30 protein-coding genes, 2 pseudogenes and 2 riboswitches are annotated in these 26,191 nt (G+C 57.1%); of the genes and pseudogenes, 17 read left to right on the top strand and 15 right to left on the bottom strand.

Annotated features, from left to right (window positions below):
* Positions 1 to 78 precede the first annotated feature (78 nt).
* Both K419_RS0108770 and K419_RS0108765 read left to right on the top strand, forming a co-directional pair.
* Positions 79 to 1,638, top strand: coding sequence for a HEAT repeat domain-containing protein (locus K419_RS0108770; protein WP_226377660.1), 1,560 nt, complete (start codon positions 79 to 81; stop codon positions 1,636 to 1,638).
* Positions 1,631 to 2,941 carry an HD-GYP domain-containing protein gene (locus K419_RS0108765; protein ID WP_026841248.1) on the top strand — a complete coding sequence of 437 codons (1,311 nt, stop codon included), beginning with the start codon at positions 1,631 to 1,633 and terminating at the stop codon, positions 2,939 to 2,941. The genes K419_RS0108770 and K419_RS0108765 overlap by 8 nt, the downstream gene beginning before the upstream one ends.
* 6 nt (positions 2,942 to 2,947) lie before the next feature.
* Here the strand turns inward: K419_RS0108765 and K419_RS0108760 are convergent, their stop codons facing one another.
* The gene (locus K419_RS0108760; protein WP_264175607.1) at positions 2,948 to 3,484 is read right to left on the bottom strand and encodes a HEAT repeat domain-containing protein; all 537 of its coding nucleotides are present in this window, start codon (positions 3,482 to 3,484) and stop codon (positions 2,948 to 2,950) included.
* A 139-nt stretch (positions 3,485 to 3,623) separates the two neighbouring features.
* Here K419_RS0108760 and K419_RS0108755 point away from each other — a divergent pair, with 139 nt between their 5' ends.
* Positions 3,624 to 3,944: a hypothetical protein gene (locus tag K419_RS0108755; protein WP_026841246.1), complete on the top strand. Its 321-nt coding sequence runs from the start codon at positions 3,624 to 3,626 to the stop codon at positions 3,942 to 3,944.
* Positions 3,945 to 4,018: 74 nt separating this feature from the next.
* Positions 4,019 to 4,999 carry a beta-ketoacyl-ACP synthase III gene (locus tag K419_RS0108750; RefSeq protein ID WP_026841245.1) on the top strand — a complete coding sequence of 327 codons (981 nt, stop codon included), beginning with the start codon at positions 4,019 to 4,021 and terminating at the stop codon, positions 4,997 to 4,999.
* A gap of 303 nt (positions 5,000 to 5,302) precedes the next feature.
* Here K419_RS0108750 and K419_RS0108745 read toward each other — a convergent pair whose 3' ends face one another.
* The 3 genes from K419_RS0108745 to K419_RS24270 form a co-directional block, all read right to left on the bottom strand.
* On the bottom strand, positions 5,303 to 6,352 hold the full coding sequence (locus tag K419_RS0108745; RefSeq protein ID WP_026841244.1) for a methyltransferase domain-containing protein: 1,050 nt from the start codon (positions 6,350 to 6,352) through the stop codon (positions 5,303 to 5,305).
* Positions 6,353 to 6,355: 3 nt separating this feature from the next.
* Positions 6,356 to 7,699: an MATE family efflux transporter gene (locus K419_RS0108740; protein WP_026841243.1), complete on the bottom strand. Its 1,344-nt coding sequence runs from the start codon at positions 7,697 to 7,699 to the stop codon at positions 6,356 to 6,358.
* A 105-nt stretch (positions 7,700 to 7,804) separates the two neighbouring features.
* Positions 7,805 to 8,059: a GSU3128 family (seleno)protein gene (locus K419_RS24270; protein WP_264175521.1), complete on the bottom strand. Its 255-nt coding sequence runs from the start codon at positions 8,057 to 8,059 to the stop codon at positions 7,805 to 7,807.
* Positions 8,060 to 8,401: 342 nt separating this feature from the next.
* Here K419_RS24270 and K419_RS24100 point away from each other — a divergent pair, with 342 nt between their 5' ends.
* Genes K419_RS24100 through K419_RS24265 form a run of 3 tightly spaced genes read left to right on the top strand, consistent with a single transcriptional unit; the run spans position 8,402 to position 9,216 of the window.
* A complete protein-coding gene (locus tag K419_RS24100) occupies positions 8,402 to 8,920 on the top strand; it encodes a GAF domain-containing protein (RefSeq protein ID WP_226377659.1) in 519 nt (172 codons plus the stop codon).
* A complete protein-coding gene (locus K419_RS24095; RefSeq protein ID WP_226377658.1) occupies positions 8,914 to 9,066 on the top strand; it encodes a hypothetical protein in 153 nt (50 codons plus the stop codon). Before K419_RS24100 ends, K419_RS24095 begins: the two co-directional genes overlap by 7 nt.
* Before the next feature lie 15 nt (positions 9,067 to 9,081).
* Entirely contained in the window at positions 9,082 to 9,216 is a 135-nt protein-coding gene (locus tag K419_RS24265) for a hypothetical protein (RefSeq protein WP_264175606.1), read from the top strand.
* Positions 9,217 to 9,243: 27 nt separating this feature from the next.
* Here the strand turns inward: K419_RS24265 and K419_RS0108710 are convergent, their stop codons facing one another.
* The 3 genes from K419_RS0108710 to K419_RS0108700 all read right to left on the bottom strand — a co-directional run bounded on the left by K419_RS0108710 (position 9,244) and on the right by K419_RS0108700 (position 12,160).
* Positions 9,244 to 10,251, bottom strand: a complete 1,008-nt coding sequence (locus tag K419_RS0108710; protein WP_226377657.1) for a L,D-transpeptidase family protein — start codon at positions 10,249 to 10,251, stop codon at positions 9,244 to 9,246.
* A 132-nt stretch (positions 10,252 to 10,383) separates the two neighbouring features.
* Entirely contained in the window at positions 10,384 to 10,749 is a 366-nt protein-coding gene (locus tag K419_RS0108705; RefSeq protein WP_012532417.1) for an Lpp/OprI family alanine-zipper lipoprotein, read from the bottom strand.
* An 88-nt stretch (positions 10,750 to 10,837) separates the two neighbouring features.
* Positions 10,838 to 12,160 (bottom strand): L,D-transpeptidase family protein, encoded by a 1,323-nt coding sequence (locus K419_RS0108700; protein ID WP_026841240.1) that lies wholly within the window; start codon positions 12,158 to 12,160, stop codon positions 10,838 to 10,840.
* 250 nt (positions 12,161 to 12,410) lie between these two features.
* Positions 12,411 to 12,487, bottom strand: a riboswitch (cyclic di-GMP riboswitch).
* A gap of 109 nt (positions 12,488 to 12,596) precedes the next feature.
* Positions 12,597 to 12,673: riboswitch (cyclic di-GMP riboswitch) on the bottom strand.
* A gap of 471 nt (positions 12,674 to 13,144) precedes the next feature.
* Here K419_RS0108700 and K419_RS21840 point away from each other — a divergent pair.
* The 3 genes from K419_RS21840 (at position 13,145) to K419_RS0108685 (ending at position 15,877) form a co-directional block, all read left to right on the top strand.
* Positions 13,145 to 13,810, top strand: coding sequence for a family 16 glycoside hydrolase (locus K419_RS21840; RefSeq protein WP_051292943.1), 666 nt, complete (start codon positions 13,145 to 13,147; stop codon positions 13,808 to 13,810).
* Positions 13,811 to 13,871: 61 nt separating this feature from the next.
* Positions 13,872 to 15,128, top strand: a complete 1,257-nt coding sequence (locus tag K419_RS0108690) for an MFS transporter (protein WP_051292951.1) — start codon at positions 13,872 to 13,874, stop codon at positions 15,126 to 15,128.
* A 140-nt stretch (positions 15,129 to 15,268) separates the two neighbouring features.
* Positions 15,269 to 15,877, top strand: coding sequence for a hypothetical protein (locus tag K419_RS0108685; protein WP_026841238.1), 609 nt, complete (start codon positions 15,269 to 15,271; stop codon positions 15,875 to 15,877).
* 92 nt (positions 15,878 to 15,969) lie between these two features.
* Here the strand turns inward: K419_RS0108685 and K419_RS24090 are convergent, their stop codons facing one another.
* Positions 15,970 to 16,680 (bottom strand): HDOD domain-containing protein, encoded by a 711-nt coding sequence (locus K419_RS24090; RefSeq protein WP_264175605.1) that lies wholly within the window; start codon positions 16,678 to 16,680, stop codon positions 15,970 to 15,972.
* Entirely contained in the window at positions 16,674 to 17,252 is a 579-nt protein-coding gene (locus K419_RS24085; RefSeq protein WP_226377656.1) for a DUF4388 domain-containing protein, read from the bottom strand. The genes K419_RS24090 and K419_RS24085 overlap by 7 nt, the downstream gene beginning before the upstream one ends.
* Before the next feature lie 267 nt (positions 17,253 to 17,519).
* Between K419_RS24085 and K419_RS0108675 the strand changes: the two genes are divergently transcribed.
* A complete protein-coding gene (locus K419_RS0108675; RefSeq protein WP_026841237.1) occupies positions 17,520 to 18,059 on the top strand; it encodes a GNAT family N-acetyltransferase in 540 nt (179 codons plus the stop codon).
* Here K419_RS0108675 and K419_RS0108670 read toward each other — a convergent pair.
* The 4 genes from K419_RS0108670 to K419_RS0108655 all read right to left on the bottom strand — a co-directional run bounded on the left by K419_RS0108670 (position 18,056) and on the right by K419_RS0108655 (position 20,352).
* Positions 18,056 to 18,463 (bottom strand): PIN domain-containing protein, encoded by a 408-nt coding sequence (locus K419_RS0108670; protein ID WP_026841236.1) that lies wholly within the window; start codon positions 18,461 to 18,463, stop codon positions 18,056 to 18,058. The two genes, K419_RS0108675 and K419_RS0108670, sit on opposite strands and share 4 nt — an antisense overlap.
* Entirely contained in the window at positions 18,438 to 18,677 is a 240-nt protein-coding gene (locus K419_RS21830; RefSeq protein ID WP_035497076.1) for an AbrB/MazE/SpoVT family DNA-binding domain-containing protein, read from the bottom strand. Before K419_RS21830 ends, K419_RS0108670 begins: the two co-directional genes overlap by 26 nt.
* 172 nt (positions 18,678 to 18,849) lie before the next feature.
* Positions 18,850 to 19,263, bottom strand: coding sequence for a thioesterase family protein (locus K419_RS0108660; protein WP_012532410.1), 414 nt, complete (start codon positions 19,261 to 19,263; stop codon positions 18,850 to 18,852).
* 153 nt (positions 19,264 to 19,416) lie between these two features.
* Entirely contained in the window at positions 19,417 to 20,352 is a 936-nt protein-coding gene (locus tag K419_RS0108655; RefSeq protein WP_026841235.1) for an AraC family transcriptional regulator, read from the bottom strand.
* Between the two features lie 294 nt (positions 20,353 to 20,646).
* On the opposite strand from K419_RS0108655, the gene K419_RS0108650 reads away from it, so the two are divergent.
* Together K419_RS0108650 and K419_RS0108645 are read left to right on the top strand one after the other, a co-directional pair.
* On the top strand, positions 20,647 to 21,498 hold the full coding sequence (locus tag K419_RS0108650) for an aldo/keto reductase (protein ID WP_026841234.1): 852 nt from the start codon (positions 20,647 to 20,649) through the stop codon (positions 21,496 to 21,498).
* Between the two features lie 62 nt (positions 21,499 to 21,560).
* Entirely contained in the window at positions 21,561 to 22,319 is a 759-nt protein-coding gene (locus K419_RS0108645; RefSeq protein ID WP_026841233.1) for a carboxymuconolactone decarboxylase family protein, read from the top strand.
* A 126-nt stretch (positions 22,320 to 22,445) separates the two neighbouring features.
* Here the strand turns inward: K419_RS0108645 and K419_RS23090 are convergent, their stop codons facing one another.
* Entirely contained in the window at positions 22,446 to 22,922 is a 477-nt protein-coding gene (locus K419_RS23090; protein WP_084154165.1) for a WbuC family cupin fold metalloprotein, read from the bottom strand.
* Positions 22,923 to 23,231: 309 nt separating this feature from the next.
* On the opposite strand from K419_RS23090, the pseudogene K419_RS21825 reads away from it, so the two are divergent.
* From K419_RS21825 to K419_RS23085, 3 genes and pseudogenes are all read left to right on the top strand, one after another.
* A pseudogene (locus tag K419_RS21825) lies at positions 23,232 to 23,726 on the top strand (YajG family lipoprotein); the annotation flags it as partial.
* Positions 23,727 to 23,972: 246 nt separating this feature from the next.
* Positions 23,973 to 24,254: a BrnT family toxin gene (locus tag K419_RS0108630; protein WP_035497073.1), complete on the top strand. Its 282-nt coding sequence runs from the start codon at positions 23,973 to 23,975 to the stop codon at positions 24,252 to 24,254.
* On the top strand, positions 24,223 to 24,543 hold the full coding sequence (locus K419_RS23085) for a BrnA antitoxin family protein (protein WP_084154163.1): 321 nt from the start codon (positions 24,223 to 24,225) through the stop codon (positions 24,541 to 24,543). Before K419_RS0108630 ends, K419_RS23085 begins: the two co-directional genes overlap by 32 nt.
* A gap of 493 nt (positions 24,544 to 25,036) precedes the next feature.
* Here the strand turns inward: K419_RS23085 and K419_RS0108625 are convergent, their stop codons facing one another.
* Positions 25,037 to 25,612: a hypothetical protein gene (locus K419_RS0108625; RefSeq protein ID WP_012532404.1), complete on the bottom strand. Its 576-nt coding sequence runs from the start codon at positions 25,610 to 25,612 to the stop codon at positions 25,037 to 25,039.
* A gap of 246 nt (positions 25,613 to 25,858) precedes the next feature.
* Between K419_RS0108625 and K419_RS0108620 the strand changes: the two are divergent.
* Positions 25,859 to 26,191, top strand: a pseudogene (locus K419_RS0108620) (DDE-type integrase/transposase/recombinase); the annotation flags it as partial.

The following is a 26,191-nucleotide window of genomic DNA, read 5'->3' as shown; positions in this document are numbered from 1 at the left end:
AAGCTTTCGTTCTGTGAGATAAAATCGCGTGCGTCTCTAATGTGTAAGGTCGCACCAAGGGGAGGTTTTTTGCCGGTTGTGAAGAAAAAATTGCTGAAGCTGGTCCCGCCGGCGGAGAATCCGGGGTTCCTGGTACAGGCCCTGGTCGAATTGCACAAGGCGGTGAAGGGGGCGGGGTTCTATCCCAAGGGGCACCCGTACCGCACCGAGACCCTGCAGCGCGCCTACGACTGCCTGAAGAAGCTCTTGTCGGACCGCGAACTGGTTCTCGGCGTGAACCGGCACGGGTTCCTCCTGACGGGGGAGCCTGTCGAGGGGAACAACATGGTGCAGCAGCTGGCACATGAATGCTTCATCCGCAGGATCGCCAACATCAGCTTCATGCAGGACCTTATCCCCGGCGACCTGGGGGTCTTCGTACAACTGCTCAACTGCGACCCGCAGAAAGGAGCCGCCGCGGGCGGCCTCGCCAAGGAGCTCGAAGACCGAGGGGTGCGCACCGTATGGGTCAACGAGAAGGACTTGGCCTCCATCTGGGCCAAGCGTCCCGGGTACCACGAGGGGGTGCAGGAGGGGTGGGACAGTATCCCTTCCCTTGGGGTGCCCGCAACGCAGGTGAACCAGCAGCGCGGCATCGGAGAGCTGCTGGTGCTGATGGCGGGGGAACCAAGCGATGCGCGCTACCAGGAACTGGGGCGGGAGCTGATGGCAGGGTATCAGGTCGACCCGCAGCAGGTACCGGTTCTTACCATCCTGGAGGAGCTGCTGCGCCAGCACCAGGAGCCTGAGCGAAGCCTTCCCCAGAGGGAGTACGCGCTCTTCACGCTGGATCACCTGGCCGACGGTGCTGCGGACCAGTTGCTGAACGCGCTGGAAGGCCGCGAATGCGAGGAGCGGGAGTCGATTCACCGGGTGCTTGCGGCCCTCGGGGGCAAAGGGGCGTACTGGGTGATCCAGAGGATCTGCCTCGCCGAGGGGCTCTTCGAAAGGAAATCGCTGGCAGCGGCGCTCGTGGCCCTGGGGCAGGCCGCCATAGCGCCTTTGATCGCGATGCTCAAGGACGAGCGCTGGTACGTGGTGAGGAACATGGTGGCGATCATTGGGGAGCTGCGCTGCGCCGACTGCGTCCTCGCGCTGAAGCGGCCTCTGTACCACCACGACGTCCGGGTACGCAAGGAAGCGATCCGGGCGCTGATGAAGATAGGGGGGGAGGCGTCGGTACTCTTACTGCTGCCGCTTCTGGACGAAGAGGACGAAGGGGTGGTACGCCACGCCATACTTTCCCTGGGCCTGATGCGCAGCCGCGAGGCGGTGCCGGCGCTGTTGAAACTTTTGGATCGCCGCGACATCCTCCTGAAGGAACTCGGGGTGAAGAAGGAAGTGGTGACGGCACTCGGGCGCATCGGCGACCGCAGGGTCACCCCGCAACTGCTCAAGACGCTCGGCACCCGCGGCTGGCCCGTGCTTGGACGGTGGCTCGAACTGAAAGTTGCAGTGGCTTCGACGCTGGGCATGCTGGGGGACGAGACGGCCATTGCCGCGCTCACCTCGCTCGCCCGCGGTTCCGGCGCGCTCGCTGAGGCGTGCCGCGAGGCGTTGGACGCCATTGAAAGGATCTCGGGAGGAACCCATGATTGACGGCCTGCAGCATGCACAACGCCTGGCGACGCTCCTGTCTGGCGCGATCAAGGGGGCCGGGCTCTATCCGCCTGGGCACCCCGCCTCGTTGCAGCCCTTCCGGGAAATGGAAGCGCTGATGCTGATGCTGCAGCGCAACGGCGGAGATCTGCGCCTGGCTGTGGTGGATGGGGTTCTCTCTGTCGGCGAGCATCTCTTCTTCGCGCCCCCCGCGCCGCTGCAGGAGCTGATCAACCGTCTCGAGGAGAAGGGGATAGCCGGCCTGATCCTCAAACCGGGGGTGCTGGCGCCGGACCTGACCGTGCTGGCGCGCCTGATGGCGGAGGGAAGCGACGAGGCCGGGGATCTGGCGCGCGGGCTGAAGGAGGCCGGGGTAAAGCTGATCGAGGTGATGGAGGAGAATTCCCTGTCCCATACCTACAACGAGGCGGTAAGCGCCGTGCGCGACATCTTCGAGGAGATCGGCAAGGGGCGCATACCCAATTCCCGGCGCATGCTTACCGTGGTGAGCAGCCTCGCCTCGGCGGCCATCAAGGAGCCCGCGGCGCTCTTGGGCCTGGCCTTGATCAAGGATTACGACAACTACACCTTCCAGCATAGCGTCAACGTCGGCGTGCTCTCCATGGCGCTCTCAGCGTCCATGGGACATGGGGAGGTCGAGGTGGAGGAGTGCGGCCTGGCCGGCTTTCTCCACGACATCGGCAAGACCCGGGTGGACAAGGACATCCTCAACAAGCCGGGGAAGCTGAGCAGCGACGAGTTTGTGGAGATGAGGAAGCACCCGGAATTCGGGGCCGCCATCGTCCGGGAGATGGAAGGGGTTTCGGACCGGGTGGCCGAGGCCGTCCTGGGACATCATATCCGTTACGACCGGGCCGGATACCCGGATTGGGCCAGGGAAAAGGAGTTCGGGACCACCAGCAAGATCGTCGCCGTCGCCGACTTCTACGACGCCACCACCACGCTGAGAAGCTATCAGCGCCCCATGCTCCCCGACCAGGCGATGAAGGAGATCAGGAAAGCGGTGGGGGGAAGCCTGGACGGCGCCATCGTGGAGCGGTTCATGGAGTTGACCGGGAAGTACCCCACCGGCAGCCTGGTCCGGCTCGACAGCAACGAGATCGCCGTGGTGTTCTCCCCCAGCAGCCAGCCCTGCGGGGCGGCGGTGGTGAAGGTGGTCATGGACCCGCACGGGAGCCTGCTCGCAGACCCAGAGCTGAGAAGCCTCATCACGAGCGGCGACAACATCGTGGACCTGGTGGATCCTCTGGTGAAGGGGATCGACGTGGCGCAGTACTTTTAGGGAGAGTCAGGGGAGCAGGGAGAGGGCGGTTGCCGCTGCGGCGCGAGTTTTTTCGTGGGGGGAGTCGATCAGCCTCATGAGCGGCTCGGCCAGCGATGCGTCGCCGATGCGCCCCAAGGCGAGTGCGGCTTCGGCGTCGAGCATGCCGTCGTTTGCTTCCAGGAAAGGGAGCAGCCGGGGAACCAGGGCGGGGTCGCGGTAGTGGCCGAGCGCTTCGACGGCGAAGGCCCGCACCGCGGGCGCCGGATCGTCGAGTTTCTCCAAAAGGACCGGCACCGCCTCAGGGAGTTCCACCTCGCCCAGCACCCGTATCGCAGCGGACTTGATGTCTACCTCGCTTCTTCCCGCGCAGTAAAAGAGGACCGGCAGTACCTTCGCGCCGCCGATGCGCCCCATCGCGTAAATAGCGGCCACCTTGGTGGCGCGATCCCCGCGTTTCAGCCGATCGAAGATCTCTTCCAGGCTCTCGGAAGCTTCCAGCTTTTCCAGCGCACGCGCCGCAGCCAGGCGCACCTCTACCTCCGGATCCTTGAGGAGCGGCATGATGGCTTCGCGTCTTTTTAAGCGTGATGCTTTGTCCATAGGGGTGAATAACTAGCAGAAACAGCAGCGATCCACAACACAAAAACGATGGCTTCTAATCCGGCGCGACCGCCGCGCCGCTGCCAAGAGGAGAAACATGATGGGAAACAAGATCAAATGCGTGGCGCTTTCCGCGCTGGTGCTGCCGGGGCTCGGGCAGCTGTACCGGGGGAGCCGGGTGAAGGGGGGGGTGATGATACTGCTCGACAACGTATTCATCCTGGGAGGGCTCTTCATAGCCATGCGCAGCGCCGGAAAACTGATGCTGGCAGCGCGAGGAGGGGGAGTCGACGCCGAGCAGGTGCTCGCCTCCATCCAGACCGACTCGCCCTATGCCAAATGGCTCCTGGTCGGCTTTCTCCTGCTCTGGGTGTACGGCGTGGTGGACGCCATTTCCGATAAGGAGGATCATATTAATTGACAAACGCCATTTTATTATGAGATAAACATTGCGTTTCTCGGCCCCATCGCGGGAAGCAAGGGAGGCGCACTGAGATGCTGCATGCTGAAATCCTTGGCACCGGCGGGCACGTCCCCGCCCGTGTCGTCCCCAATAGCTTCTTTGAATACCTGGTTGATGATGCAGATGCCTGGATCCACTCGAGGACCGGCATCCGCGAGCGCCGCTTCGCCGTAGAGGAGGAATCGACCTCGGACCTCGCCACCGGCGCCGCCCTGCGCGCCCTGGAGAACGCCGATCTCGACCCACTCGAGATCGACTGCATCATCGTCGCCACTTCCACCCCCGACATGATCCTCCCCGCCACCGCCTGCATGGTGCAAAAGAACATCGGAGCCGAGCGGGCCTTCGCTTTCGACATGAACGCGGTCTGCAGCAGTTTCATCTACGGGATGGAGGTCGCCGACAACCTGATCCTGTCGGGAAAATACCGCAAGGTGCTGCTGATCGGCGCCGATACCTACTCGAAAATACTGGATTTCGACGACAAGGGTTCGGCTCCCCTTTTCGGCGACGGGGCCGGCGCCGTCATCCTCGGTGCGGGTATGTCGGGCAAGGGGATCCAGCACACCATGATGCAAAGCGACGGCAGGGGGTGGGAATTGATCCAGGTCCCTTCCTCGGGGTCGCGCAAACCGATCAGCGCCGAGAGCATCGCGCTCAAGGAGAACACCTTCAAGATGGCCGGCAAAAGCGTCTTCACCTTTGCCACCGACGTCATTCCGCGCATCATAAAGGACCTGGCGGAGCGGGCGGGAATCAGGCCCGAGGAAATCGACCACATCATCCCGCACCAGGCCAACGTCAGGATCATCGATTTCATCTCCAAGAAGACCGGGATCCCCAAGGACAAGTTCCTGCTCAACCTGGACCGTTACGGCAACACCGCCGCGGCGTCGCTTGGTCTGGCGCTCGACGAGAACCGCAGAAACGGCGTTATCAAGCCTGGGGAGACGGTGCTGATGATGGGATTCGGCGGCGGGCTCTCCTGGGGCGGGGTGCTGCTAAAGGCTTAGATTGAGAGGCAGATAGAGATAGAGATAAAGATTGAGATTGAGTCCAGATAAGGACTTAGGTTGAGGAGTTAAGGGAAGAGGGACGGGCCAAGAGGCTGCGTCCCTCTTTTTTTGCCTGAAGGGTCTGCGTCCGTTTTCTGGTTCCCAAGGTGGACCTTGGGAACGAGGTAAAAGAGATCAAAGGGGTCTTAGAAGAACCTGGAGAACCTCGGTAAGTCCGCCCACCAAGCGCTGCACGAGACCTCGCGTTCCCCCCTTTGCGAAGGGGGGACAGGGGGGATTTGCTCTTTGCTGTTGCAGTTTTTACCGCTTTATCCCTGCAATCCCTTCCGGTACCTGAAACGGGATAAGCCCATGTTTCTCCATAAGCGCGCAAAGCCTCTCCGCCGGCACCCGCAGCCGCCACCCGGCATGAAACCGGTCGGCGGCCAAAAGCACCCCGCCGGGGAGAAGCCGTGCGGCAAGGCCCGCGAAGGCGGCGTCAAGCTCCGCGTCGTCGTGCAGCAGCGGACCGCCCAGAAGACCGTTGCACAAAACCAGGTGGTAGGGCTCCCTCTCTGGGGCCGAGCCGACACGATCCAGGTAAAACTCAAACCGCGGCGCATCGGCGGCACCTAAAAGCGGCGCCGTCCGCGCCCGGTACTCCCTCTCCCGCTGCGGATCGTGTGGGAAATAGAGATGAGCCGCCGCGTAGAGCTCGATCTCTTCCAGCGTTGACCCGTGCACCTCGCAACTTCTTCCCGAATATCCCGCTTCCCGCAGCAGTTCCGCCACCTGATAGGTCCCCTCGCCGCTGCCGCAGGCGCTGTCCAATATCCTGATACCCCCCAAAATCTTTGCCCGCTCCTTCAGCCACCCCGAAAGCCACTGCGACTGCAGGGGATAGCGGTCGAAGCCGCCGCCATAGTGATGCGGTAGCATCAGCGAGAAGAGGAAACGCTCCCGCGCCTGGTAATTCTCGGCCAATCGGGAGAGTATCACGGCCGGGTTCGCCAGCGGCAGGGGGGGCTGCAGCCGCTGCAGGAAATCGATCCAGCAGGCGGAGCTGTGCAGGTAACATCCGGCGAGAAGAGGGGTGAAGCGGCAAGACCGCGCCAGCAGGCGGTCGAAAGCGGGGCGGATCTCCGCCATGGGCAAGAGCGCCTCGGTCAGGCTCCGCATCTCGTTGTCCGTCACGAGCCCGGGAGCCCAAAGCGGCAGAGGGTAGCTCGCGGCATAGCGTGCGAAGGAGCGGGCGAGGCGGTCGATGCTTCTGGCGAGCGGCGCGTCGAGAAGAGACCCGGGAACCAGGAGCTGCTGAAGCCGTCGCTGCAGCTCGACGCGGTCCATGGTAGGTGCAAAGGAAAGCTGCATCGTCTAGATGATGACGCTGTGCAGGTCGCGGCGCTGGTAGCGCCAGTAGAAAGCGCCGGCCCGGAAGAACCAGTCCACCAGGAACACGCCCCAGACGGCGTAGAGCGAGAGATGCAGCGGGACCGCGGCGACGTAGGAGAGAAGCACCCTGATCCCCCACATGGCGACGAGTGTTACCAGGAAGACGTAGTGCGTGTCGCCGGTACCGCGCAGGCTCCCGGCATAGACGAAGGAGATGGCGAGCGGCACCTGGGCGAAGGCGACCAGCTTCAAGAAGACGCTTCCTTTCTCGATGACGTCGGGATCGCTGGTGAAGAGGGCGATCAGGTGGTGCGGAATGAAGAAAAAGAGGAGCGCCATGCAGGCCATGACGATTATGGCGAGCCGCAGCGCCTCGGTGTGGCTCATGTGGGCGCGCCTGAGTTTCTTCGCGCCCAGCGACTGTCCCATCAAAGTGGCGGCGGCGATCCCCATGCCGGCGCCAGGCATGAAGGAAAGAGATTCGATGGAGAGCCCGATCTGGTGCGCCGCGTAGGCGGCGGTGCCGAAGCCGATGATGAACTTGGAGTAGAAAAGCTGTCCCGACTGCTGGGCGATCCGCTCCAGCGCGACCGGGTAGCCGATCTTCCATACTTTATTCAGGAGCACCATGTCGGGAGGGCCGATCTTCAGATACCCCTTCCTGAGCGACTGGATCAGGAGGTAGATGAATCCTGCAGCCTCCGAGATGTTGATCGCGTAAGCGGCACCGATCACGCCGTAGCGGGGGAAGCCGAGCTTGCCGTAGATGAGCGGGTAGGCGATGACCACGTGCAGGATATTGACCAGGAGGATGGCCTCCATCGGCGTCCTGGTGTTGCCGGTCCCCTGGCTGATGGCGGATAGGATGTTGAGTCCGGCCGTAAAGGCGAAGTAGAGAAAGACCAGTCGGATATAAGGCGAGGCGTAGGCAAGGACGTCGCTGCTCGCCCCCATGAAGGTTGCCACGTCGGCTCCGAAACCAATCCCCAAAAGGGTCGCCGCCACGGCAAGGAGGGCGCAAAGCAAAAGCGAAGCGAAGCCCGCCCGGCGTGCCTCCAAGTGGCGCCCCGCGCCCCAAAGATGCGCTATGACCACGTTGGCGCCGGTGGAAAGCCCCCAGAACACCGTCATGGTCACGAAGATCAGCAGCTGGCCGAGGCCGGTGGCGGCGATGGCTGCCGCTCCAAGTCCGCCGACCATGAAGATGTCAACGATGGAAACCAGGCGCTGGAACAGGGACGACAGGAGCACGGGCATCGAAAGCGCCGCGACGTTGCGGCGGATCGAGACCGGTTTCCTTCTTTTTTTGATAAAGAGACGCTTCAAGATCTGGGGACTCTCGCTTAGAAAAAAGTGAAGGCCGGGTCCATGGAGGCCCCGGCCCAAGCTGCTATTACACCGCCGGTTGCGGATCAGGCCCTGCCGCCCCGGTTACAACTCGTCCAGCACGCCCTTCATGCCGAGCACGAAGTTTTTTGCTCTTCCCGACGGGGCGATCATGCCGTAGGCCATGGCCTCGTTCAGTTCCTCTTCAGTAGCGCCAGCTTCCTTCGCGACCGCGAAGTGTTTCTTGAGTCAATCCGGACAGCCGACCGCGACGGCGCAGCCAACCCGTATCAGCTCGCGGTACTTGACCTCCAGAACCTCTTCATACTCGAAATCGAGAATCTTCTTGCGGATCTTCATGGTCAACCTCCTTGGCGGGAACAGACGGTTGGAAATGTCCTACATAACTAGCACAAACCGGGGGCGGTGGAAACTATTTATGAACCCAACGCTCCAGCTGGGGGACTGGCTCCGCAGGTGCCCGTCCCCCTTATACACTTCTCTCTGCTCTCCTTCCCCTGGAGCGGGGAGGTCGGGTGGTGACGCCGCCTGTGCGAAGGGGGGGCAGGGGGGAGTTGCTTTTGCCAGACCCAGTCACCACACCCTATTTCCCCGTTATTGCTTGAAACACGCACCGCATCTGATAGCTTCTCTCTGGTACTTTCGCGCATTTAAGTGAAACCGCTCAAAGTGGGAACCCGAATGAACGGTAGCGATATTTCAAGCCATGTTACTGATCCCGCCCGGCTTGCCGCGTTGCGGGCCGTAGCCCTGTTGGATACTCCGACCGAAGAGGCATTCGATCGCCTGAGCAGACTCGCCTCGCGCTTTGCATCTGCACCCGTCGCCCTCGTCACGCTGGTAGACAGCGACCGGCAGTTCTTTAAAAGCTGCGTCGGCCTTCCCGAACCGTGGCTCTCCAGCCGCCAGACCCCCCTGTCGCATTCGTTCTGCCAATACAATCGCGTCGCGAAGCAGCCCCTCATCATCGAGGACGCACGCGTTCATCCGCTGTTCAAGGAAAACCTCGCCATCAGGGACCTCAAGGTCATTGCCTACCTGGGGATTCCGCTGGTCACTTCCGACGGCTACGTCCTCGGTTCCTTCTGCGTCATAGACCATAAGCCGAGGCACTGGAGCGGGCATACCGGGAACTGGAGCGGGAGGCGGAAGAGCGGGCGAGGACTGCGGAGCAGCTGCGGCAAAGGGACCAGATGCTGATCCAGCAAAGCCGCCTGGCGGCGATGGGGGAGATGATCAATAACATCGCCCACCAGTGGCGGCAACCGCTCAACCTGTTGGGGTTACTGGCACAGGAACTGCCGATAACCTACGCGACAGAAGAGTTTTCGGAGCAATACCTTTAGTCGCGGGTGCAGAAGATGATGGAGTCCATCGGACACATGTCGGCGACCATCGACAATTTCCGCAACTTCTTCTGCCCTGAGATGGAAAAGGTGGAATTCAGCATCGCCAGCAACACCGAAGAGGGTGCCAGCTTCCGCATAGAGGTGTGAACGGTGCGGGAACGTGTGCGTAAGCTGCTACGGCATTATCTCGACGACAGTCCCGATTGGTACTAATTCTGCGATCTCCTGTATTTCCTCGTCCGTTACCGCGATGCATCCCTTGGTCCAGTCAATCGAGGTGTGGTGCTCCCCAAACCACGAGAAGCCATTCCGCATGCCGTGAATCATGATGTTGCCGCCGGGAGCAACGCCCAGTTGCTTCGCTCGCTTTTTGTCCTGCTCGTTGGGGTAGGAGATATGAAGGGAGAGGTGATACTGGCTGTCGTTGTTTCTAGAATCGATGCGGTAGATCCCCTCAGGAGTCTTGTTGTCGCCCTGCCTCTCCTTGGGGCCATTCGGGTTTTCCCCGAGCGAGATCTTATAGCTTTTGATCACCTCACCCTTCGACAACAAGGTCAAGCGACGTTCCTTCTTTTCTATCAGTACCTTGTCCGCCGGTCCCGTCGGCACTGGAGGCGGAGAGATCTCTTCTTCCTGTGCCGCAATCTCTTGTTGCAAAACCGCAATTTCACCCACCTTCTTCTCGATCTCCAGCTGCAGGGCTCTTGCCTCCTGGCGCTGGTTCTGGACCTCTCGCTGAAGAACCTCGATTTCGTTTCTCTGTGAGTCGATTAGCTTGTCCTTGATGGTCACGTTGACGAGGTAAAAAACCATCATCTCGCTGTCCTGCCTGTAGCTGCTGCGGGGATACTCCTTTATCAAGGTTCGATAGCAATCCAGCGCTTTGCCATATTCCTTCTGCGGGTTGTCCGGATGAGAGAGGATGATGCCCATCTCGAATAAAGCCCTGTCCCCGGTCGTGGGATACTTCTTCGAGGCCAGTTCGTACCCCTTCAGCGCAGCCTGGTAATCTCGCAGGACGAAATGGCTGTTCGCTTCTTCGAATGCCGATCCGCCCCCGAAGGTTCCGTCAAGATGGCTGCACCCCCCCCCGGTAAAAAGTATCGTAGCGAGCACAACAAAAAGGCAAAGCTGCTCCCAATTTCTGCTTACTCTTCTCACTTCCCTCATCCCTTCACCCAAGAAATCCCCTTCGTTCCCCTTTGCAAAGGGGGGAGATGTATCTCGTTCCCAAGGTCCACCTTGGGAACGCAATGCCAGGACGAAGCTCCAGCTTCCCACGGATGGCAAGCTGGAGCTTGCGTTGAAGCAAATCTACTTCCTCATCGACTTGTAGAAAGCGGCATCAGCCCTCTCTCCCTTTTCATTTGCCACTTTTTCCCGCTCTGCGGCGGCCTGCTCCTTCTCTGCGGCAAGCTTTTCCTTCTCAGCTGCGAGCCTTTCTCTTTCCTCTGCCGCTTTGGCCGCGTTTTCCGCGCGAAGTGCCGCGGCATCGGCCTGTGTCTTAGCCGCATCCGCCGTGGCCTTGGCAGCTTGTGCTTCCTGCAACGCCTGATCGGCCTTAGCGCCGAGCGCCCTTTCCTGGGTCTCCACTCTCGCGAGGTCCCCGGATGTCGCACATCCTGCCATGGTAACAGCCGAAACCAACAACATCGTGATCAACAGTGCACCTTTTTTCATAACTAATTACCTCCTTTATTGCGGGTTTATTCACGCATTGGCGTGAAGTTCACAACATCCCCCCTGCACATGGCGCAGACAGGAACACCTATATCTTCTTGACCGGGTCTATCACTATGCCGTCGAGTTCCAGGTCGAGCTTCAGCCGCCTGACCGCCTCTTTGGCCAAGCCGGCGTTATCGAAAGGACCGGCGATGACATGGTAGCTATTGCTGCTTTGCGGCAGCACCCGTGCCGGGATGGGCGGCCCCTGGTGGTTGATAATGGCTGCTAGCCTCCGAGCCTCGATCTCCCCGCCCACATTGGCAGCCAAAACATACCAGGCATCCCGTTTGAGCTCGGGTACCTCAGGCGCGCCGAACATTTGTAGCGGGCGCTCGACGTTAACGGTCTTCAGGCTATCTTTTGCCCTATCCGGACCAAAGGCCAAGATGGGGACAGGGACACCTCTGGCCTCGGTTTGCACTTTACGGATTTTTTCCCAGTCAAGTGAGCGTCCGTATTTCTTTTCCAACTTTCTCAGTTGTGCCGTCACCTTCTCCAACTCCGGAACACCAGAGCTTTCCAGGGGCGCATGAGCCTCAAGGTAAAGGACACCATCACGCTGCCCCACGAGATATGGCTGGTTGACGATGAGCACCGGGGTATTGACCGGCGTCTCCTCGTAAAGCGTCATCACATTCTCGGGGTAGAGCCGCAGGCACCCGTTTGTTGCCTTAAGACCTATGCTGGCCGGCTTGTTGGTGCCATGAATCAGATATCCCGCTTTGCTCAGGTATAGTGCGCGCTCACCCAAAGGGTTCTCAGGTCCCGGCGGAACCTTCGCGGGGAGAAGATCTCCTTTTTTTCTATGATCCTCGGCAATTGAAGCGGGTACGTGCCAAGTGGGCAGGGCAGTCTTGCGTTCAATGCGCATTTTGCCTGTAGGCGTCGGGCGCTCCGCGGTGCCGACACCGACAGGGTAGGTCGACACCACTTGCGCTTTACCATCTTCCTTGAAACGGAAAAGCCGCATGGTGGCCAAGTTGATCACGATGCCTTTACGGGGAGCATCCGGGAGGATGAAACTCAAAGGGAGGATGACCTCCTTTCCCGGTTCAGGGACCCATACATCGACACCTGGGTTGGCAGCGCTGATTGCGTTGATCCCAAGGCTGAAGTGTCTGGCGATGTCGGGCAGGGTGTCCCCCTTTTCAAGCCTCACCACTGCCAAGGTGCCGATCAGGTCCTCACCTCCGGCTACCGGGAAGACGTTCCGCTCGATCTCCTTTTGCATGGGAACCGGCGGTAGCAACGATTGCTCGGGAGCCCTCTGCATGGCGACACATCCGTTGAGAAACAGGACGAGAGCGCAGAGGAACAGAAGACGAAGAGCTTTTTCTATGATTGGCGGATCTAAAATTCGATGCATGCTGGAACTGCCCTTTCCTCACAGGCGGTTAAGGGGTTCGGGAACCCTTACCGGGTTTGCTCTTTGGCGGCGGCCCACTTCGTATCCTCCCCTCCCTTGACGGGAGGGGGACGGGGGGTGGGTGAAGCTGCAACATATGGAACTGAAGGGGGGGACCGAGAGCGACGCTCCCGGAAATTCTCCTGATTCCCCGTTGAACGGTCCGGGATTCGGGGCACAAAAAAAGCCGGGAGCCGATATCGTGTGATATTTCGGCAACCCGGCTGTCTCAGAGAGACCCAATAGGCTTTCCGCCCCATCCTCGCGGATGGTTGAGTATTATCGTGTACCACCACTGTTTTTACATCATGCCCGCGCCCTTCAAGGCGCCTCCTGCGACTTGCCCCCCACTTGATCAATGGACACAAAAAAAGCCGGGGCCGAATATCTGTGATATTTCGGCAACCCGGCTGTCTCGGTGAGACCCTATAGGCTTTCCGCCCCATCCTCGCGGATGGTTGAGTATTGTCGTCTATCTAAGTTTAAGTTGCGGGGATAATACCTGTGGATGAGGAATTGTCAACAAAATTTTCTAAATTTTCCTTCCCGCCCGGCGAAATCTCCCATCAGTCTGTACCCGCAACCTGGCCTAGCTGCAGCAGTTTTGCCGGCCGGATGCCGCACCGCCGGGTGGAGATCATTTTCTTGCGGACCGGTAACACTGACCATTTACACGAAGGATTTGACAGGCCAAGGGAAAAGCCTTATTCGGAGCGGAAACGTCATATTTTTTTCAAATGTGTCATATTTGAATTCAAATCCGTCATATTCTGATTCAAAAATGACATATTTTTTTCAAATGCGTCACTTTTGGATTCAAAAATGACATATTCGCAAAAAATACGTCATTTCCGGGGTTGGGAAGATGCAGGGGGGGACGGGGACACTGGAGACTGTTATAATTTCAGCATCATCCGGAAAATATGGCAGCAAAGGAGTAAGGTCATGAAACGAGCATTCGTAGGGATAGGAATCACCGTGGCGGCATTCGTACTTGGAATATGCATAAGTTCGGATGCCGCTGATGAATCTCAACCCAAAGCCCGGGGGGTGGCGCCCGGCCAGAACGCGCAATGGTCTTTCGACAAGGAAAAGGCGGGGAGTGTCCCGGCTGGGGCATATCCCTTCAGCGGCACCTGGTCGGTGAAAGCCGAAGGCGATGCGCCGAGTTCGCCGCAAGCCCTTTGCCAAACCGCGTCGGCATCGTTTCCAGCCATCGCATTGAGCGACAAGATCTTCGCCGACTTTACCGTCTCGACCCGGTTCAAGCCCGTCTCCGGCAGCGGGGACCGCGCTGCCGGGATCATTTTCCGCATCCAGGATGAAGACAATTTCTACATCCTCCGCGCCAATGCGTTGGAGGACAACGTGAACATCTACAAGTACGTGGCCGGATCGCGCCATACTCTCAATGAAGGGTCGGCCAAGGTGGTATCGGGGAAATGGCAGGAATTACGCGTGGAAGCAAAAGGGAACGACATCCGGGGTTACCTGAACGGCAAGCTGGTAGTGGAGACTCGTGACGATACCTTCAAAGCCGGCAAGATCGGGCTCTGGACCAAGGCGGATTCGGTGACCTGCTTCGACGACGTGAAGGCGACGGCACAGTAGATGGGACACAAGGAGGGTTCGATGCAGCGGATTAGACGTGCCCGAGCCTTCGAGGCCTGATATGGAGAGGTTACGGGTCCTGCGGTCATTGCCGCCGGATGGGAGACTGCTCTTCGTCACCCGGATGGCGCGCATGTTTGCCTACGGGTTTTTGGCGGTTGTTTTGGTTCTCTACCTTGACCACATCGGGATCTCGGCAAAGAGAATCGGCCTCCTGCTGACCCTGACTCTGGTTGGCGATACCGTGATCTCGCTCTGGCTGACCAGGATCGCCGATCGCTTCGGCAGAAAGCGCATGCTCGTCGTGGGTGCAGGCTTGATGCTGTTTGCCGGTCTCCTCTTTGCGGTGACGACGAATTTCCTGTTGCTGCTGCTAGCCGCGACAATCGGTGTCATAAGCCCGAGCGGGAACGAGGTGGGGCCCTTCCTGCCCATCGAGCAGGCATCGCTCACCCAATTGGTCTCGAAGGAGGTTCGGACCGAGGTCTTCGCCTGGTACAATCTCGCCGGCTCCATCGCTTCCGCGGTCGGGGCCGTTTTTGGCGGAGGTCTGGCGCAAGGACTCATCAATGCCGGATGGGCCGCTGTGGACAGCTACCGCGTGCTTCTCGTCGTTTATGCCGCAGTGGGGACGGTGCTCTGGGTCTTGTTCAGAAGGATGACCCCGGCCGCGGAAGCGCCAAGGAACAGCAGAACCCCCGGGACAACAGCCCCTTCATTCTTTGCGGCGCGATTCGGTCTGCACCGCTCTTATCGCCTGGTTCTCAAAATGTCGGCGCTCTTTGCCCTCGACGCCTTTGGCGGCGGCTTCATCCCTCAGAGCATCATGGCCTATTGGTTCTACCTCCGCTTCGGCGTAAGCCCGGGGCTGCTCGGGGCCATCTTCTTCGTGGCCAACATTCTTGCGGCCGTCTCCGCCCTGGCTGCGGCGCGAGTTGCCGCCAGGATCGGGCTGATCAGGACCATGGTGTTCACGCACCTTCCCTCTAACGTCCTGCTGATATTGGTGCCGCTGATGCCGAACCTCCCTTTGGCCATCGCCGTGTTGCTGCTTAGGTTCAGCATTTCGCAGATGGATGTGCCGACCCGGCAGTCGTACACGATGGCCGTGGTGAGCCCGGACGAACTTTCGGCTGCCGCCGGGATCACAGGCGTAGCCCGGACCACTGGGGCCGCGTTGTCGCCTATGTTCACCGGGATGTTTCTGGCCAATGCCGCCCTCTGGAACATCCCTTTTTTTCTCGCTGGCGGTCTCAAGATAATTTACGATTTATCTTTGTACCGGAGTTTCAAGGCGGTCAGGCCACCGGAAGAGTAGGACCACTTTGCCAGCAGAGTGTGCGCGCAAGCGGAGCAACTTTGATCGTGTTTTATCCGGTCTCGATATTTTTTTTTGACATCGCCGAAAGCCCGGCTACTATTTCGGTACGTTAAAAAAAATTCATCTGGAGGTTGCAGATGCCCACGACCAAATTGAGCCTTCCTGAATTGTTGTCTAAATCCGCAGCGATGAATGCGACCTTTAACACGGAGATGTTCAACCGCTTGTTATCGCTCATCCCCACGCCTGCGTTTTATAGCGAGTTGCATGAACGCTACGCGACCAACTTTGCTGGCTACTTGAGAGGAGACCCCGAAAAGATCAAGGCCTGCGAGGAGGATCGCCAGTTGATTGACCAAAACCTCTCCCTTCTTCTTGGTTTGGCAAAGGTGGTCACGGCGAAAGATCCCTCGTTGCAGGAGGCGTTCGGTCTCAATCCCTCAGCCGAAAGAGCAACCGTTTCCGCCACCCTGGAGCGTGCTAAGGATTTCAGGGTTAGTTTCGACCCGAAGGGTCATCCCGCAGCGTCAGTCGCCAAGATAATGGGTGCAAGGGGATATGAAATTTGGGCCTGCGACGGTGATCCCAGCTTGGAAGAAAACTGGAGGCTGGTGGTATGGTCGACCAAATGCCTGAAAATACCGATCATCGGAGTGGACCGCACGAAACTCAACTGGCTCAGGATCAGGGGGAAGCGCGGAGAGACGGCCGGCCCCTGGTCCAACCCCATCCCTCTTAACCCCTAACAAAAAAGCCCCCCTGGCGACAACCAGGGGGGCTTTTCACTTCTACGCTCTAATCCTCTCCGTTTCGTTCACTGCCTTGAGGCCAAATCCCTTTACATGGACTTTATCTGGTTGAAGGAATCCATTGCCTTCGAATGGACCTCCATAACCGCTTCCAGTGGGAGGCCGAGAGAACCGAGCAGATCGGGATCTATCTCCTTTCCGGACGGGGACCGCACTGCCTGATCCGCTATCTGGAGAAGCGCGATCATCTTGTTGACGATGTCGCCGAAGTTGCGGTTGTGATGGTAGCGGATCAGATTCTGGATCGACTCGGGGTAATTCCACTTTCTGGCTATCATCGCCCCGATTTCAGCATGCCGGGAATGCATGAGCTCATCGAAAAGCGACTCGTCTATCTCGAAATCCTTCGCCACACTCAGTATCACGGTCTTGCCGAGATCAAGTAGCAACCCGCCAAGAAACGCCTCTTCCGGATCCTCTCTCAGCTGCCTCGCCAGACCGCTGGCGAGAAAAGCCGTCTTCAACGCGCCATCGAGGATCGCCTGGAACTTCTCCTGGGGAATATCGCGGTTCTGCATCGAGAGCACCTGAATACCGGTCACGATATTCAGCACCTCACGCATCCCAAGCCGGACAATGGCGTAGTGAATCGAGTCCACCTGCCCCGACGCTGAGTAAAAAGCCGAGTTGGCAACCTTGAGGATGCGGGAGATCAGGACCTGATCCGTCATGATCAGTTTGACCATCTCCTGTACCGTGGTCCTCTCATCTTCCATCAGCGAAATCAGCTGCATCAGCATGCCAGGGAGAACCGGGAGCTGGAAATCCTCATTGTAAAGCCGCTTGTTGATGGCCTCGATCGCCTCATCCCGCTGCTGCGAGTCCCTGTTCTGTTCGTCGTAGATCCTGACTGCGTTGAAGATGACCCTCCCTGTTTCCAGGGAAATCGGCCCACCGGCAAGAATTTCGGGAAGCGGCGTAGTGATGGTGACTGAACCGGCGTTGTTGGAGAGCAGTCGAGGAGGAGTTTCTCGACCAGGTCGGACATGATATCGGCGAGGACATTGGAAGATACGAGGGAAGTCTCAACAAGGTATCTGGTGAGGGAAATGCCTTTGCTCTTGCTTTCCGTTAGCGCTTGGAATACCTGCACTTCGGGCAGCACGCCTGAGGCGGCGAGGAACTGGCCGAACTGAAGCCCCTTTTTCTGGGACCCGGCGAGTACCAGCTTTCCGTTCTCAAGGTAAAACGTTATGCCGCTGTCGCTCTCGCGAGTAATGGCAACCACGCAAGTGAGACGGTTCATGTCGATCCACTGCAAAATGTCTGGAATCGGCATGAAGCTCAGTTCAACTTGGAACAAGATTCCCATAATACCCACCTTCATACAGTTCGGGGGACATTAGCATTCCGCGGACCTGACACTGATTTAGAATTCCGTAGACATAATACTAAATCCGCCATTTTTTCCAACTAAAACCACTCAGCTTTTAAATGACAAAAGCCGCTACCACCTTTTCAAGGTGACCAAGACAGGAGATTCGGGTATATGGTTAGAAACAGAAGGTGCTGAGGTACCACAATGAGTATCACACGCCGAGCAGAATGGCTCGAAGTGGGAAATAGCGAGGAAACCGTGATGAGCGAACATGAACACTCTATCGTGCGCTGCAACTTCGAGCGACATGCGGATGCGATTCTGGAAATTTTCAACGATGCGATCCTGCACTCGACCGCGCTCTATGACTACAAGCCCCGGACGCTGCAGACCATGGTCGATTGGTTCGCCGCCAAGCGGGCCGGCGGGTTTCCCGTGATCGGCATCGAGGACAGCAATGGGGTGCTACTGGGCTTTGGGAGTTATGGCACGTTTCGAGGCTGGCCTGCCTACAAGTACACCGTGGAGCACTCTGTATATGTGCACAAGGATCATCGCGGTCATGGGCTCGGGCAGGCTGTGATGCGGGAATTGCTAGCGGTGGCAAGGGAGAACGATGTGCATGCGGTGGTAGGTGCGATCGATGCCGCGAACACCGGCAGTATCGCGCTGCATGAGCGACTTGGCTTCAAGCACGTAGGTACGCTACCGCAGGTGGGGTTCAAATTCGGCCGGTGGCTCGACTTGGCATTCTACCAGTTGTTGTTGGATACACCTGCCCATCCCATCGATGGCATCTAGGCCGCAGCCGTCTGCTTAAGGATCTTCTGCAGCGCCTTGTCGAAGGTCATCACGGAATGCCGAGCCAATGCCGATTGAGCGGCGAGGATGCAGTCGACGGGATCGAGTGGTGTTTCAGCAAACAGTGCGAGGGATCTGACCAACACGGCTTTGTCCGGGTTAGCGATTCCCTTGTATTGAAGGAGCGCGGTCAGATTGGAAGAGGCCGCGGCGCGAGGAACTTGGTAATGCTTGGTTAGGATGTAAAGACATTCAACCAGAACTGCTTGATAAACCAGCGCGGTAGTCTTGCCGGAGCGGACATCTTCGAAAAATGCTTCCGTCTCCTGGTACTGATCCTCGATATCCCGTAATAGGTAACGAAGGATGAAATTTGTATCAGGGAGTGCTGCCGGCTTTCTCATCCGACACCTCCTTCCACACGCTTGCCCGCACTGCAGCGAAGTCCTCTTTCCCTTTGCCGTAATCGGCAAGGGCGCCGGCCACACTCCTTACTGGTCGCAGTATGACCGAGTCCCCCTGGATTTCCACCTCAACAGTGTTTGTCTTGAGCGCCATCCTCGCGGCTCGGGGGATGGTTATCTGGCCTTTTGAGGTAATTTTCGCGGTAATCGTCAAGGCGTCACTCCTTACAAATCTAGTTAACATTACTAATTGCGATTGTAAGGCGTTTAGTTGTCCACGTCAACAACGGCTCCATCCTCGCTGGTGGCATTTCGGTGACGCACGGCTGAATTCCCCCCGAATACTAATTCCTCCTCGAAACGACAAAAGCCGTTCCCCGGCGGTGTTATTTGTTTCCTTTCGCGGCCACCCTCTTGCTGAATTTTTCGTAGTCGATCACGAAGCGTTCATGGCGACCCCGGCCAATCACCTCCACCTCGTCGCGGGCCTCGATCTCCCAGACGGTGCGCTTGCCGTCGACCTCCACAAGCGTTACAGTGGCCGTCACCTCCATACCCGCCGGAGTGGCGGCCTCATGGGTGACGTTGATCATGGTCCCCACAGTCCGTTCACCCTCATCCAGGTATGGAGCTAGAGCGTCCATGCAGGCCCATTCCATGAATCCCACCATGTAGCCTGTGGCGAATACCTCCGGCATCACTTGGAAGTACGACGACTCCGGGTACAGAAATGGCACCGTCCGCTCCTTGGGCACCAGGTAGCTGAACGTATGTTTCAAACCGACTTGCAACTCCTTCATGTCTCTTCCTCCTTTCGTCCTTATACCCTTTTCACTGGACGACCCTTCAATCGACCCGCCCCGCTCTGATAAAGAGCGGCCCCAGGCTTCGGCGAGCGCCGGCGCCAGTGCTTGGACCCCGCTTCCCACCTTCGCCCTGATACGTTCGCCCTCTTATGCCGCGACAACCATCTCGCGCAGTTTCGAGATATCCCGCAACGGCGGCGCCCCAAACAGGCGGTTATATTCCCGACTGAACTGTGACGGACTCTCGTAGCCGACCTGAAACGCTGCGGCAGCGGCATCCATCCGTTCTGTCAGCATCAATCTTCTCGCTTCCTGCAGGCGGAGTTGCTTCTGGAACTGCAGCGGGCTCAACGCTGTCAGTGACCGAAAGTGATGGTGGAATGTCGAAACGCTCATGTTTGTCAGAGCAGCGAGTTCCTCCATGCTGATAGCCTGTGAATAATTGCTCTTCAACCAACCGATTGCCTTGGCAATGTGCTGGCTTTGACTCCCAGCCGTTGCGATCTGACGAAGTCGCTCGCCTTGATCTCCCACCAACAGCCGATAGATGATCTCGCGCTGGATGACCGGAGCGAGGATCGGAATGTCCTTTTCATCGTCAAGCAGATCAATTAACCGTGCAAAAGCATTGACAATCTGTTGTGTCACCTCGCCGGTCGCCATCCCACGGCTCGACTGCTGGCGTGGTTGAGGGAGGTTGCTGTCGACCATCAGTTGCGAAATTTTCTTCAGGTCGAACTTTAAACGGAGACCAAGGTACGGCTTTTCCGGGCTTGCTTCAAGAATCTGCACGATCGTCGGCAGATGCACTGACGTAATCAGATAGTGGTGTGAATCATATACAAATGAGTCATCACCGAGAATTACGCGCTTTGCACACTGCACGGCCATGCAGATGCTCGGTTCGTACATGCCGCTGGTTGGTCCGCTTGGTTCCTCCCGACGAAAGAGAGACAACCCGGGAACTGCGGTTATATGCATTTCTCCCCGTTCGGTATATCGGGCAATGCGACTGCAAAGAGCAGCAACTGCCATGTCCAAGGCATTAGCCTCAATATCTTGATCGGTAGTCGAAATTTCCATAACTTCCTCCAAATTCGATACTATCCAACGTACCGCACCGTTACAATAATAATTTGGCGCAATGCAGGATCGGGCAATAAACCGAGAGGATCGGTCTATCGCCTAGTGCTTGACGGGATGTAGGATACGATCGTCAAAAAAAGATGCAGGGGGATAACGGATGCAAAAACACGTATTGGGAAAGACGAAACCGCCGCCAATCTGATCACCGTACAAGGGTGCAGACACCCTGATAAACTGGAAGAGTTGACCGGTCGTTGAACAAAATAAATATTCTCAAAGGAGTGGGGGAATATGCAGAAAGTGACTTTAAATAATGGTGTGGAGATGCCTATTCTCGGTTTTGGCGTCTTCCAGGTCAGTGATCCGAAGGAATGTGAGCGTAGCGTCAGTGATGCCCTGCAGGCGGGGTACCGATTGATTGATACTGCGGCATCCTACATGAATGAAATAGCTGTCGGCAACGCAATAAGGAATAGTGGCATTGACCGGCATGAAATCTTTGTGACCACCAAGCTGTGGGTCCAGGATGCGGGTTACGATGGCACCCGGAAGGCGTTTGATAAATCGCTGGCTAAGCTGCAATTGGATTATCTGGATTTGTATCTGATCCATCAGCCGTACGGAGATGTCTTCGGTTCCTGGCGGGCCATGGAAAGTCTACATCGGGAAGGCAAAGTCCGAGCAATCGGCGTCAGCAATTTCCATCCGGACCGGATTATGGATCTGATGATTCACAACGAAGTGGCGCCGGCGGTCAATCAGATAGAAACACACCCTTTCTGCCAACAGATCGAGACTCAGCGGTTCCTTCAAGAAAACGGCGTTCAGATCGAATCTTGGGGACCTTTTGCCGAGGGCAAGAATGATCTATTCAGCAATGAACTGCTCACTGCCATTGGCCGCAAATATGACAAATCTGTTGCTCAGGTGGTGTTGCGCTGGCTGACCCAAAGAGGCGTCGTGGTCATACCGAAATCAGTGAACAAAGAGCGGATTGTTCAGAACTTCAACATTTTTGACTTCGAACTCGCTGCCGAGGATATGGGGAGCATTGCAACGCTGGATAAGAAAGAAAGCAGCTTCTTCGATCATCGCGATCCGGATATGGTGAAGTGGATTGGGACCCGTAAGTTGGACCTCTAAGAATGTCAAATGGTTGGAAAAGGTCAGCTACGATCAATACAACGGAAAACCTGGTGGCAAGCATGAATAGACTTATTATTGAGTTCCTGGCAATCATGTTCGCCATGATGTGCATCATGGCAGCCATAGCGGAGGCACAACCCATGGACAAAAACCAAACTTTAAGCTCAAAGCAGCAAGGCATTATCCCCATAGCCGCCTTTACCGCCAACGGAGACATTGAAAAGCTCGAAACTGCTCTGAACAAAGGGCTGGATGCCGGGCTGACCGTGAACGAAATCAAGGAAATCCTGGTGCAACTCTATGCCTATACGGGGTTTCCGCGCAGCCTGAACGGACTTGGCGCTTTTATGAACGTTGTGGAACAACGGGAGAAGAAGGGCATCACGGATCGACTCGGAAAGGAACCCGGCAAAATGCCTGCTGGTAAAAGCAGCATCGAGCTTGGCACCGAAATTCAGACGCGATTGGTAGGCAAGCCGGTCACTGGGCCGATCTATGCTTTCGCTCCCGCCATCGACGCGTTTTTGAAAGGCCACTTGTTCGGCGACATCTTCGGACGCGACAATCTGGACTTCCAGAGCAGGGAGATTGCCACCATTTCCGCTCTGGCCTCTATGAAGGGGGTTAATCCCCAACTGCAGGCCCATTTCAGCGTCGGTTTTAATACCGGTTTGTCCGAGTTGCAGATGCGCGGTCTGATAACCGTTCTTGCCGCCAGTGTCGGCAGGAGTGAAGCCGATAATGCGAGTGAAGTATTGGACAAATCGCTCAAACTTGTCGGTGCGGTCCCGATTGTCTCGGGTAGGAAATCAAAGTAAAGCATTCGGGAGGCGAGGGGGACGGGACGTTGGTCAGTTGAGTTCCTCATTTCGAATCCTAAATAACTAGACGAACTGACCAGCGTCCCTCTTACGCCGAGTGATCACATGACCGCTCATCTTCTGTCAGCAACCAGGCCAACGTTGTCCAACTTCGGCATCACGGAACCAACGCATAAGTTCCTTATGCTTATCGTCTACGGCAGAAGGCGACCAAGGGGCGAAATCTTCTTCTTTGAAAGGAGCATAAGGGCCGTGTTTGACTTCAAAGATGACACCACCGGTATCAAGAGAAAGTACCGCATGCCAGCCTGCGACTGGAGTTTCAGCAATCGAAACGTCTTCACCCAGCACTGCACGTCCGATGACCACACCGTCGTCATCGAAGGTCAAGACCACGAAACGGCCACGTAGTGGGGTCAGAAGCTCCCATGTGTGCCGATGGTGATGGGGGCGAATATAGGTATCAGGTTCCATTGCAATCACCAAGCGCTGGATGGGGTCGGACAATTCGGAATGAAGATTGTGATTCATCCGCTTGCGTGGGGATTGTTGTGCTTGGGTGCTAAGGGAGGAGAGATCGTCGAAACCGAGTTTTTTCATAAAAGGGGCTCCGGTAAGAGTTAGATGGGGCAAACGTAGACCGAATCCTTTAACTTTGCAATGGATTTTTAGTATTTGCCTACGGACCTTCCGCAGAAGGATTTTCTCTGAAGAAAAATCTCTTATTCATAGACAAAATTTTCCGATATTGATATAGAGGCATAGCTTTGCCGTATACGTTGCATTGTTTAACAACAGCGGGATGAAAGACTTTGTGTCTACATCAGGCATTGTGAGAACTGCTGGCCCATGAGAACACCCTCAACGCGAAAGCGTTGTTAACCGAAGCTTTACGCCCCGCAGAGCGGCGTCACTGCTGTAGAGAACGCCAAGTCTGTAATCTGCAACGTGCAAGTGAGTGACAGTCGCAACGAGAAGGTCAAGGTGAGCAGCAAGAAGAACGGGTTCGGCATGGAAATGGCGCAGATCGTGCCCGCCGAGAATGTAGCGGTCACCTTCCAGAAGGCCATCGAGTGCGAGCTGAAAGCCCGCGGTTTCGGACTTGGCCGTGAGAACTCACTCGTCACTATCGATGCCGATCTGGTCAAGTACTACAACGACTTCAAGGTAGGATTCTTTGCGGGGGACGCCGTTGCGGAGCTGAACATGGGGGTCACCATAAAGAACAAGAAGGGCGACTTACTGTACTCCCATCAGTTCGTTGCGGAGGGAATCGAGCGCAACATACAGCTGATGACCGGCGAGAATGCCGAGCTTGCGCTGGAGAAGGCGCTTAACGAAGGTATGCAGAAGATGTTTGCCGACAAGACCTTCATTGCGGCTCTGCTGAAGGCAAATAACTAGATCAAGCCTCATAGTTTGAAGAACAAGGCCGGCAGACGACGTCTCCGGCCTTGTTCTTTTTGTAGATGCTTCAAACCTTGGCATGCTTAGTAGACCTGGGTCAGCCCGTGCATAGTTCCAGCCCTGACACCTCAGCCCCATTCACTTCTGTCCAGGTCCAGACCTGACACCTCCGCCGTCCACCTCAGCCGTCTTGGGGTTTACCGTTTTCGTTGACAGTTGGCTATTCTTGTATATACAATAAACATGACCTGGGACGAAGCCAAGAGAATGAAGAACCTCGAAAAGCACCAGCTCGATTTTGCAGACGCTGGGCTCGTCCTTTCAAATCGTTACCGTTTGGTGTTCGAGGTTGTCCGCAACGGCGAGGCCAGGCGCCAGGCATTTGCGTATGTCGCCGAAGCGCTTACTGTTCTGACGGTTATTTGGCTACCAGGACATAAATCACGCATAATCAGTTTTCGCAGAGCTCACAAATATGAAAGGGATGCGTACCATGCCTGGCTCGAAAAAGATTTCGAAGAGTGATTGGGAAAGAGTCCAGAAAGATGCTGCTTCCGATTCTCCAATAGCATACGATCCTGACACGGATCTGTACGATCCCAACGACCAAGCACAGGTGTCGGCGTTTTTTTCTGGTGCTAAAGTAGTCCGAAAACCTGGTCGTCCGAAAGCCGAGGTGACCAAGGTTCCTGTCGCCATCCGTCTTTCTCCGGACGTTGTTGAATATTTCAAGTCAACTGGTGCCGGATGGCAGTCGCGTATCGATGCAGCTCTCCATGATTGGATGTCAGGCCACCCCCTCAAGCGAGCTTGATTTCCGCTAAAACATTGTCCTGGCATGACCTGCGGAGCGCCCGGTTCATCCTTCAGGCGATCGGTTCTCCTCGTCCAAAGGTCACCTAATCTGCATCATTCCGTCCTTCCATCAGATTTGATTCGCGTGCCAAGGTTTCGACCTTTCCCATTTCCACCAGCCAACGGTGCAAGGCTGACCCGCGGAGCGAAGCGGAGATGGGTCTAACCGCGTATTGCTGTGCTGTATTAATGTGCCGGGTCTTGAAAAATCGCTTTTCCATAGGCAGAAACCTTACAATTCAAGACCCGGTCCGCCTCCGCGCAATTTAACCTGGCACGCCTCCCCCCGATCTCACCTCGCGACCTCTGCATCCACCTGTGGGATCAAGATCCTTCTTCTGCATCTCATGTGTTGCAGAATTAACTGTATTATGTCCCCGGAAATTCATAGGTATTATGTCCCCGGAATTCTGAAGTAGAGGTAAAAAGCGAAACACGGCAGCGGTTATAATTCAAGACCCAGCACGCCATCTCTCTCGGTGGTCCCGTAACTTGCGAACCAGCACAGGCACGAGGAACATCGCGGCCAAGACGATCAGCATTGTGGTGTTCGGGTCTTTGAAGTAGGAGTTGAGGCGCAAGGTGGTGAGGGCGATCACCGCGAAATAGAGCATATCTCCTGCGATTGCGAAGGCCCAGCCGGCGAGGAATCCGTGGCCAGAGGCAAGCGCAGTGGCGCGTCCTGTCATCGGATCTACGCCGAAGGCTATCATGACGAGCGCAAGGGGGCCGGTGCTGGTGCCGCTGACATGCGCCACGCTGCGCGCCGTGGCAGCCTTTAATGCCGCGCTAAAACGCGCTAGGAAAGGGATATTCCCTATCACTGCGGCGAAAAGACGTAGAACCGGTTCAAACATGAGGGCAAGGACCACATCCGAAACCAGGTAGAGCCCTGCGGTGACGGGCCAAGCCAGGCCTTGGGTGCGGGCCAGCAGAACGCCGGCGGGTATTCCGCCGCCCACAGGAAGCAGGAAAAGCTTAAACACGGGAAGCAAGTGGGATGCGGACTGGATTGATGAAAAGGCCATGAAGCGTCTCGATGGTAAGCACAATGCAGGGCAATGCCAGGTTGGTTCTTGAAGGACTGCGGCATGTTAGCAAAAGTGGGGAGAAGAGGGAAGTTGTCAGAGCTTCACCCCCTGAGGGGAGAGGGGACCTACGTCCCCTCGCGCTCTGAAGACGGAGAAAGTAAACGAACTAAAGAACGTCCCCTTTCGCCCTTTCGCCCTTAAGTCAGGAACTCAATCAACTCAACAACGTCCCCCTCGGCCCCCTTGCCGACAGTCGTTGCTGGAGTGTGGTTCTATCTCTACCTCATCCTGGACCTATACAGCAGAAAGATCGTCGGATGGGAAATTCACGGCACCGACGACTCCGATCATGCCGCGCATCTGGTGCGTCGCACGGCGTTGGTAGAGGAGATTCACAGTGAAGAGATGAAACCTGTCTTGCACGGTGACAACGGTTCTACCTTGAAGGGCACCACAGTCCTCGCTATGCTCCTGTGGCTTGGTATCAAGCCCTCGTACTCGCGTCCGCGTGTATCCGATGATAATGCCTATGCCGAGGCGTTGTTCCGGACAGCAAAATACCGTCCAGAGTTTCCA

It is taken from the genome of Citrifermentans bremense R1 (genome assembly GCF_000426865.1).
Taxonomy (GTDB): domain Bacteria; phylum Desulfobacterota; class Desulfuromonadia; order Geobacterales; family Geobacteraceae; genus Geomonas; species Geomonas bremensis.
This window is presented reverse-complemented; position numbering and strand designations above follow the sequence as displayed.

Bases quoted from the DNA above. Each gene is read 5' to 3' on its own strand.
- K419_RS0108765 (WP_026841248.1), top strand. From the start codon at position 1,631: ATGATTGACGGCCTGCAGCATGCACAACGCCTGGCGACGCTCCTGTCT.
- K419_RS0108760 (WP_264175607.1), bottom strand. From the start codon at position 3,484: ATGCCGCTCCTCAAGGATCCGGAGGTAGAGGTGCGCCTGGCTGCGGCG.
- K419_RS0108755 (WP_026841246.1), top strand. From the start codon at position 3,624: ATGGGAAACAAGATCAAATGCGTGGCGCTTTCCGCGCTGGTGCTGCCG.
- K419_RS0108750 (WP_026841245.1), top strand. From the start codon at position 4,019: ATGCTGCATGCTGAAATCCTTGGCACCGGCGGGCACGTCCCCGCCCGT.
- K419_RS0108745 (WP_026841244.1), bottom strand. From the start codon at position 6,352: ATGCAGCTTTCCTTTGCACCTACCATGGACCGCGTCGAGCTGCAGCGA.
- K419_RS24100 (WP_226377659.1), top strand. From the start codon at position 8,402: ATGAACGGTAGCGATATTTCAAGCCATGTTACTGATCCCGCCCGGCTT.
- K419_RS24095 (WP_226377658.1), top strand. From the start codon at position 8,914: ATGCTGATCCAGCAAAGCCGCCTGGCGGCGATGGGGGAGATGATCAAT.
- K419_RS24265 (WP_264175606.1), top strand. From the start codon at position 9,082: ATGATGGAGTCCATCGGACACATGTCGGCGACCATCGACAATTTCCGC.
- K419_RS0108705 (WP_012532417.1), bottom strand. From the start codon at position 10,749: ATGAAAAAAGGTGCACTGTTGATCACGATGTTGTTGGTTTCGGCTGTT.
- K419_RS0108700 (WP_026841240.1), bottom strand. From the start codon at position 12,160: ATGCATCGAATTTTAGATCCGCCAATCATAGAAAAAGCTCTTCGTCTT.
- K419_RS21840 (WP_051292943.1), top strand. From the start codon at position 13,145: ATGAAACGAGCATTCGTAGGGATAGGAATCACCGTGGCGGCATTCGTA.
- K419_RS0108690 (WP_051292951.1), top strand. From the start codon at position 13,872: ATGGAGAGGTTACGGGTCCTGCGGTCATTGCCGCCGGATGGGAGACTG.
- K419_RS0108685 (WP_026841238.1), top strand. From the start codon at position 15,269: ATGCCCACGACCAAATTGAGCCTTCCTGAATTGTTGTCTAAATCCGCA.
- K419_RS24090 (WP_264175605.1), bottom strand. From the start codon at position 16,680: ATGCTGATGCAGCTGATTTCGCTGATGGAAGATGAGAGGACCACGGTA.
- K419_RS24085 (WP_226377656.1), bottom strand. From the start codon at position 17,252: ATGGGAATCTTGTTCCAAGTTGAACTGAGCTTCATGCCGATTCCAGAC.
- K419_RS0108675 (WP_026841237.1), top strand. From the start codon at position 17,520: ATGAGCGAACATGAACACTCTATCGTGCGCTGCAACTTCGAGCGACAT.
- K419_RS0108670 (WP_026841236.1), bottom strand. From the start codon at position 18,463: ATGAGAAAGCCGGCAGCACTCCCTGATACAAATTTCATCCTTCGTTAC.
- K419_RS0108660 (WP_012532410.1), bottom strand. From the start codon at position 19,263: ATGAAGGAGTTGCAAGTCGGTTTGAAACATACGTTCAGCTACCTGGTG.
- K419_RS0108655 (WP_026841235.1), bottom strand. From the start codon at position 20,352: ATGGAAATTTCGACTACCGATCAAGATATTGAGGCTAATGCCTTGGAC.
- K419_RS0108650 (WP_026841234.1), top strand. From the start codon at position 20,647: ATGCAGAAAGTGACTTTAAATAATGGTGTGGAGATGCCTATTCTCGGT.
- K419_RS0108645 (WP_026841233.1), top strand. From the start codon at position 21,561: ATGAATAGACTTATTATTGAGTTCCTGGCAATCATGTTCGCCATGATG.
- K419_RS23090 (WP_084154165.1), bottom strand. From the start codon at position 22,922: ATGAAAAAACTCGGTTTCGACGATCTCTCCTCCCTTAGCACCCAAGCA.
- K419_RS0108630 (WP_035497073.1), top strand. From the start codon at position 23,973: ATGACCTGGGACGAAGCCAAGAGAATGAAGAACCTCGAAAAGCACCAG.
- K419_RS23085 (WP_084154163.1), top strand. From the start codon at position 24,223: ATGCCTGGCTCGAAAAAGATTTCGAAGAGTGATTGGGAAAGAGTCCAG.
- K419_RS0108625 (WP_012532404.1), bottom strand. From the start codon at position 25,612: ATGGCCTTTTCATCAATCCAGTCCGCATCCCACTTGCTTCCCGTGTTT.